The organism is Ruegeria sp. CDSB117, from assembly GCF_059611005.1.
This window is the reverse complement of record NZ_JBXWOS010000054.1, coordinates 1-6,594: the sequence shown is the minus strand read 5'-3', so window position 1 is coordinate 6,594 and position 6,594 is coordinate 1. Positions and strand designations below refer to the sequence as shown.

General features: G+C 51.7%; 4 protein-coding genes and 1 pseudogene. All 5 read right to left on the bottom strand.

The window, feature by feature from the left end; translation table 11 throughout:
- Positions 1–419 precede the first annotated feature (419 nt).
- Positions 420–1,001 (bottom strand): polysaccharide biosynthesis/export family protein, encoded by a 582-nt coding sequence (locus AC2FJC_RS23475; protein WP_496742096.1) that lies wholly within the window; start codon positions 999–1,001, stop codon positions 420–422.
- Between the two features lie 647 nt (positions 1,002–1,648).
- Positions 1,649–2,170 (bottom strand): annotated as a pseudogene (locus AC2FJC_RS23470) (glycosyltransferase family 2 protein); the annotation flags it as partial.
- A 143-nt stretch (positions 2,171–2,313) separates the two neighbouring features.
- Positions 2,314–3,555, bottom strand: coding sequence for a right-handed parallel beta-helix repeat-containing protein (locus AC2FJC_RS23465; protein ID WP_496742094.1), 1,242 nt, complete (start codon positions 3,553–3,555; stop codon positions 2,314–2,316).
- A 76-nt stretch (positions 3,556–3,631) separates the two neighbouring features.
- Positions 3,632–4,312 carry a sugar transferase gene (locus AC2FJC_RS23460; protein ID WP_496742092.1) on the bottom strand — a complete coding sequence of 227 codons (681 nt, stop codon included), beginning with the start codon at positions 4,310–4,312 and terminating at the stop codon, positions 3,632–3,634.
- 797 nt (positions 4,313–5,109) lie between these two features.
- Positions 5,110–6,594 (bottom strand): Ig-like domain-containing protein (locus tag AC2FJC_RS23455; protein WP_496742090.1); only part of this gene is annotated, 1,485 nt, incomplete at its 5' end.

Sequence of the window (6,594 nt, the reverse complement as noted above, 5' to 3'; positions counted from 1 at the left end):
TTCATCCGACCAAAACCGCTTCTTACGCATGCTCATAGAGTGCCTCATAGTGTCCACTATCAATGGTGGACACTTAGCCTCCGCAATTGGTTCGCGTTAGGTCAGGTTCAACGGACGCTCACCAATGAGGCGGGCCGATTTTGACGTTCTGATGCGATGTATTTCGCCATTGGTTATGCAGCTAAGCTAGTGTCGCAATCGTTCTGGTGATCGAAGGCGGCAGCTTTTGCCTGGCGATGGGTTGAAGAGGTTGGTTCGTGGAGCCGAACCCTCTTCTGGCCAGCAAGATGCCTAAACGGCAACATTCAAACCGACGATGTTCGCTGGCCAGTTCGCGCAAACGATTGCGCAGCGCCTCATCAGCCTGTCTCAACTTCTGGTACCAAAAGCAGACTTATGGAGGTCCGCCGATAGGGCTCTTACTCAAACAGGCGGCGCTGCGGCACAACGATCACATCACCAGGAGCCAGAACAGTGTTACCCGACAGACCTCCGCTGTTTGTGCGGTAGTTGTAGATAAACGTGTCGCCTCCCCGGCGAAGTTGAATGCGTTTGTCCGCTGCAAAACGGGTCAACCCACCCGCTTCAGCTATGGCTTGCAGAATAGTAGTGTTTTTGGTCGTTACCAACTTTCCCGGTGTCGCGATTTCACCGATGACGTAGATATTCTTGGTCGCCGGAGCCGAGAATGTCGCCGCAGGCGAAATTCCGACAGCCCCTACCGAGACAAACACGGTAGGAGGAGATGCAAAACTTGGGCTCAGGGCCTGAGTCAAATCATTTCGAACCTGATCAACCGTGCGCCCACCGGCGGCAACGCTGCCAGCCAGAGGAAAGTTGACAGACCCATCCGGCAGTACAAGAGTATTCCGATTGAGGGTTGGGTCCTCAAGAACTTCGACATTCAAAGAATCGCCTGACTTGATCCGGTAAGTTCCCTGTGCCTGAGCTGAGGCAACAAACAGCAGCGCGGTAACAAATCCTAATAGAACCTTAAACATGGCTGGTCCCCACAAGGGTTATTGTTGAAACAATAGTTTAGCGCGTCTCCGGCCTGTTTGTAAAACCTAGAATCCTTTCAAGTGCAATCTGTGTCCGAACCGCGCAAAGCAGCTCAACTGTTTCCATATTCGCATGGTATTGCTTCCGATTCTAACGGCGAGATGCCGGCTTTGAAATCCCTCAACGCAGGTACAGTTCCCGCCGATGGTCGTGTTGAACACACACTGCCGCCACCAAGTCAGGTGCCTGATCCAGCTCCTCGCGGTCGATTCCTTATCAACCTGCGAAGTTTGGTACGGACCCGACGGTTCATTAGCGTGAGTAGCGCCCCGAGACGTTGCGAAAAAGGAATATCTTTGACCAAAAGAACAGCCTTGGTGTATTCGGCAACTCCGCTTTTTAAAAAGTAGTTGTAACTTCTGGACTTTTTTTGTCCGGCCGGGCGGCTGGTCTTTGCCTCAGGATCAAACCACTGCAAGACCGCTTCGTTGGTCGTGTTTGCCCGCCTGGAGCTTGTGTCATGCATACGGCGAAAAAACTGGGGTTCACAATCTATTCGAACGATTGGCCCGACCAGTGCGCATTCCGCCAGAAAGAACAGATCAGAACTGACATAGCTGCCGATCAACCGCGTTTTCGAAAGCGATTCCCGGCGAAACAAGCCGTAAACTTCTATCATCGCTCCGTAGGAATCCAATGTTTCAATCAGGCGGCGTGAGGCTTTACCCGCAGTCGTCTCCACCACCCTTTTGGGCCGTTCGAGAACGTTATTGTCTTCGTCAATGAACTCAAAGGACGGAAAGACAATCGCGGGATCATCAACGCGAGCTTTGTACGCATCAAGACACCGTGACAAAAATCGCGGACCGATAAGATCGTCATGGGCCAGCCAGTGAAAATATTCACCCGATGACGCCAGAAACGTGTAGTTGTAGTTCTTTGCCGCGCCTATGTTCTTGGGGTGGCGCACATATTTTATTCGGGAATCCGCGCTCGCAAATGGCTTGCAGATTTCCTGCGTCTCGTCCCCCGAGGCATTGTCGGAGATGATAAGTTCAAAATCCTCGAAATCCTGAGCCAAAACAGATTCAATCGCGTCTCTCACGTATTTCGCGCCGTTATAAACCGGCAACCCAATACTAACTTTCGGAGAGGTGTTTTCAGACATTGTGCATTTTCGCTAGTTGTGTGCTCTGTTTTTGCCCGCACCCAACCTTGTGCCAGGTGACCACAGATTGCACTTCAGAAGAGTTCTTCGAGTCCCAGCGCCCCAAAAAGACAGACTCCTGCCCGGGTACCCGGGTTCTATCGTCATTGAAGATCTGTATCCGGCTCCTGTTGCCAGGCCTGATCTACAAGCAAATCCAGCCTCGTTTTGGTCACGTAACTGGCACCTATATTTTGCGTGTTATCGTTCAAACGGTGCCAGTCGGTCGGCGCATTTTTGTTGAGAATACGCACTTCGGTTCTAACATTATTAAACGTTACATCTGACCAGTTTATGTCGTAGCCGTCCTTGACCAGAAATGCAGTGCCCACATCCTCGAACGTTGAATCAACAACGACGATACCGTTTGGAATGAAATCATCGGCAACTTCAGCCGTCACCTGACCTGTGAAATCTCTGAAAGTTGTGACAATTGCATTGCCGGACCCAGTGATATGCGCCCCTTCCACACGAATATCGCTGTTTACGTCCGGGCGGCCCAGGTCGTTGCTATCGTGGACTAAGGTCTTAATATCCATTGCACTCGCGTTGCCGTAGAATCCGGAATCCTTGACCAGCGCATCCCTGAACCCGCCCGTCGTGTCGATTCCATCCCGGTTATTCTCCTTAAAAATACTCTCAATCACTCTTGGACGAACAATATTGCCATCGATCGTCTTTATTCCGTCGCCAAGGGCTTCTTCGAAAAAACTGCGGTAAATCAAGGCATCGGCGACATTCCCACCAAGAAGCAAATGGGTGCGGGCACCGACAAAATGCGTCTCCTGGACAACCAGATTGTTGCTATTGTGAACATTCACAAACTGGCCGATGTTTCCTGAAAATGTGTTGTTGGTGAGCGTCACGTTATTTACGTCATGAATACCCACCGCCCGTGCCGGGTCAAAATCAACCCCACGCACAGCGTTGAGACCCTTATAAGTGGTTCTCGGCGCCCCGCTGGCGATGATCGTGACATTGTTTAGAGTTCCCCCGTCGCCCATGAAGATCATGGCGCGGTTGCTGGAGGCAGTGTCTTGCATGTCAAAACCACCACCGTTCTCTGCCGTGAGTGTGAAATAGTCAGGCAACTGGATTTGCGCCCCGGCATTCAGACCGTACATCTGGTCGAGAACCAGCGCGTCACCGGGTCGCGCCACCTCGGCCACGAACTGGGAAAATTGCGCGGTCACATCCTGACCGGGCTTCCAGTTTAGATTGCTGGAGTAGAACAACCGCCCTGAGTCTCCTGAGTTTGGTAAAGTGACCCCGGGCAATACGCTGAGAAGTACACCAAAAACCGCAGGTGTCGAAAACAACCAACGCAAACTGCTTTTCATCTTCATTAAATATTTATTCCTAATCCCAAGAGGCACCCCCACTCTGCCTACCAACTAAACAAGAGGGGGTGCCTTATGTCTATTAGGAATCCGCGTGCGGCACACAAATGACCGTGAATGTTTTGGCGATTACGCGCAAATCAAGCTTCCAGCTCATGTTGCGAATATAGTGGGCATCAAGCTCAGATTTCCGGCGTACCATTTCGATACTTTCCGTATATCCCTGAGTGATTTGTGCGTATCCGGTCAATCCGGGTTTTACCGCCCAACGCGCCGAGTAATACGGAATCTCAGCTTGATACACACTCTTGAATTCGACCAGTTCAGGACGCGGTCCCACAATGCTCATGTCACCATTAAGAACATTCAGAAGTTGCGGAATTTCGTCCACCTTCGTGCGCCGGATCCAATAGCCAAGCTTTGTAATGCGGTGCTGTTCAAGCGGATCGTCGGGGCCGCGCTTGACAGATTCAACTGCGGTCATCGATCTGAATTTGAACATGACAAATTCTTCGCCGTCTTTGCCGGTGCGCCGCTGTGAAAAGAACAGAGGCCCCTTATTCCAAATGGGATTCAAGACAATCAGCAATCCGCAGATCACCAGAAACATGGGCAGCGCCAAAAGGCACAGAACCACATCAAAAACACGCTTCGACGCGAGGAACGTCTTTTTGCCTTGCGCCCAGTTGCTTTTAGATGAAGATAGCCTATAACCCCCGTCTGGCGATGCGCCTTCCAGGAAACCGGTTGGTGAATCTTTCATAACCCCCCCCAATACCACGTACTCTCAATACACACGGCTCCACAATTCACTCGAAGCCAACTACACCCACCTCACAAAAAACTATGAGGAACTCGAAAAACGCTCACCCCTATCGAGCATTACCATCGAATTGGTAGTGCTCATTGTTAATTACAAATTAAGTTATCAGGTCGAACTCGAAATTGAAAGCCAAGAAACCGGGTTGCCGGGAAAAAGGACATTCAAAAAAACCCTTCAATGACCACTTCAACGAGATGTCATTCACAATTATTTGAAAGAGGCATTTTCGGCGAAAGCAAAGACAATTCTTATGATTGACAACTCCAAAGGTGCTACAATTTTATGGAGAGCCCTCGGTTGACCAATACACCAAGCGTTCAGTCCCGGCATCTTCTGAATCGGATATAGGTGAAACGATCTGGCTCAGATGTCCGGATTTTGCAGATGTATTTGTAAGGGGTGGGGGCCGGCGGCATTTTCAAACGCGCGCGTAGGGGCCGTCGTCCAACGGTAGCAAGATGCGCCTTCGAAAGGTGATTGATATTGGCTTCCTTTTCTTCGCCGGGAGCAGTCGGACGCGGCTCTTTTCGGGCCGGCCCTGTGATCCTCGACCGTCCGTCGCCTGCGCCTACTTGTGGCGACAGTTTTGGAATTGATGCCCAGTTCCCGACTCAGCTTCGCATGACACTCGCAGGCAGTAAAACAAAACTCCTCGGGCCTACGCAAACCTCCTCTTTTGGAAGCTTGAAACAGAACTTATCCCGAACGGCCACCGGTCTAACAGCGACCGCAATAAATCAGGCTATCGTATCGACGAAGACAAAGACGTTGTCGTTAAGCGAAAGGCCATAAGTGTTCGCCAGAACACCAACAAGTTCATCCTCTTCTCCCGATGCGCCCAACTTCCAGATCGCGGTGCCATTGGGTAATCCGGATACGTTTTCGGACAGGCTGTACTCCGCGGCAGAACCGTGTAGCTGCACCTGATCCTCACTTGCCTGGAAATCAAAGGCGTATCCATAATCATCGAGGCCCGCGCTGGTCGTACCATCATCATAGTAAGCGCTGGTCGCGTCGCCAAAGATGAAGACATCCGCGCCGGCATCACCTTCAAAAATATCAAGCTCTCCGCGCCCCGGAGTTCCCGATCCCGCATCAACCGCTGAAACCAGATCGGCACCGTCTGTTCCCTTCACGATGTCGCTGCCGGTGATCTCGGTGACGTTGATATCATGGAAGGTCACGTCGTAATAATGGCTGAGCAGCGCGAAACTGCTGGTTATCGGCTCATCCGCTTCTATAACGCGCTGGAACAGCCAGTCTGTGGGTTCCGTTGTGCCGACCTCCCACACTTTCACGCTATACAGCCGGTCAAGGACGTTCGCTTGCTCCACACGAATGGAAACGTTGTACTCGGTTCCCTCTTCGAATTTGGTCGGATAATGGCCGCCATCAGTGAAAAAGCGGAAACGCCCCGTCGGGTCATCATTGTAGTAGAAAAGCCATTCCGATGGATTGTATCCGGCCTTTGGCTGCCAGTTGGGCAGCGGATCATCCGTATGCCCCTCCCACCAAACACCAAATCCGAACACACCCCCATCACGCCCCCGCGGATCCTCTGAATAAAGATCATGCCCGGTGAACGAGAGGTCGACTTCATAGTAGTCCCAGCTGTTGTCGCCCAGAAGAACAAATCGATCGTATCCGGTTTCCTCGAGCCGAAGACCATCATTCGTAACGGCCCATTTACCGTCTACAACCTGCACGACATCCTGAATATTCGTAACTGAACTCCAGTCGATCGAATAATTCGCATCCCAGGTATTGCCGCTTTCATACTCGAGAGTGACCTCCTGAGTGTAAACAGACCCATCATTGTAACGCGCGATAATTGTCACCACATCGTCAGTGGCTGTCCCGTCAAGGTCATCAAAGGCGATATCAACATTGAAATCACCGTTCTCCTGAAGGCGCCGGGTGTCCGGCCCCAATTCAAGCGTTCTTTCGGAGCCGCCGTTCAGCGTATAACTCAGTGACGCGATATTGGTGGTATCAACATTTCCAAGCACGTTAACCCAGGTCTGCGTCTCACCAAGCGACCCAAAGCTCTGCGTGTTTCCGTACCAAACAGAGATTGGGCTGCCGACATTCACATTCGCCGTCGCGGTGGTGGTGTCGGTGCCGTCGCTGATCGTGTAGGTAAAGCTGTCGGACCCCGTATAGCCCACGTTCGGCGTATAGGTGACCGTGTTGTCGCCGTTGATCACCACCGTGCCGTTGGA

Coding starts and splice junctions, on each gene's coding strand:
- AC2FJC_RS23475 (WP_496742096.1), bottom strand. CDS start 1,001: ATGTTTAAGGTTCTATTAGGATTTGTTACCGCGCTGCTGTTTGTTGCC.
- AC2FJC_RS23465 (WP_496742094.1), bottom strand. CDS start 3,555: ATGAAGATGAAAAGCAGTTTGCGTTGGTTGTTTTCGACACCTGCGGTT.
- AC2FJC_RS23460 (WP_496742092.1), bottom strand. CDS start 4,312: ATGAAAGATTCACCAACCGGTTTCCTGGAAGGCGCATCGCCAGACGGG.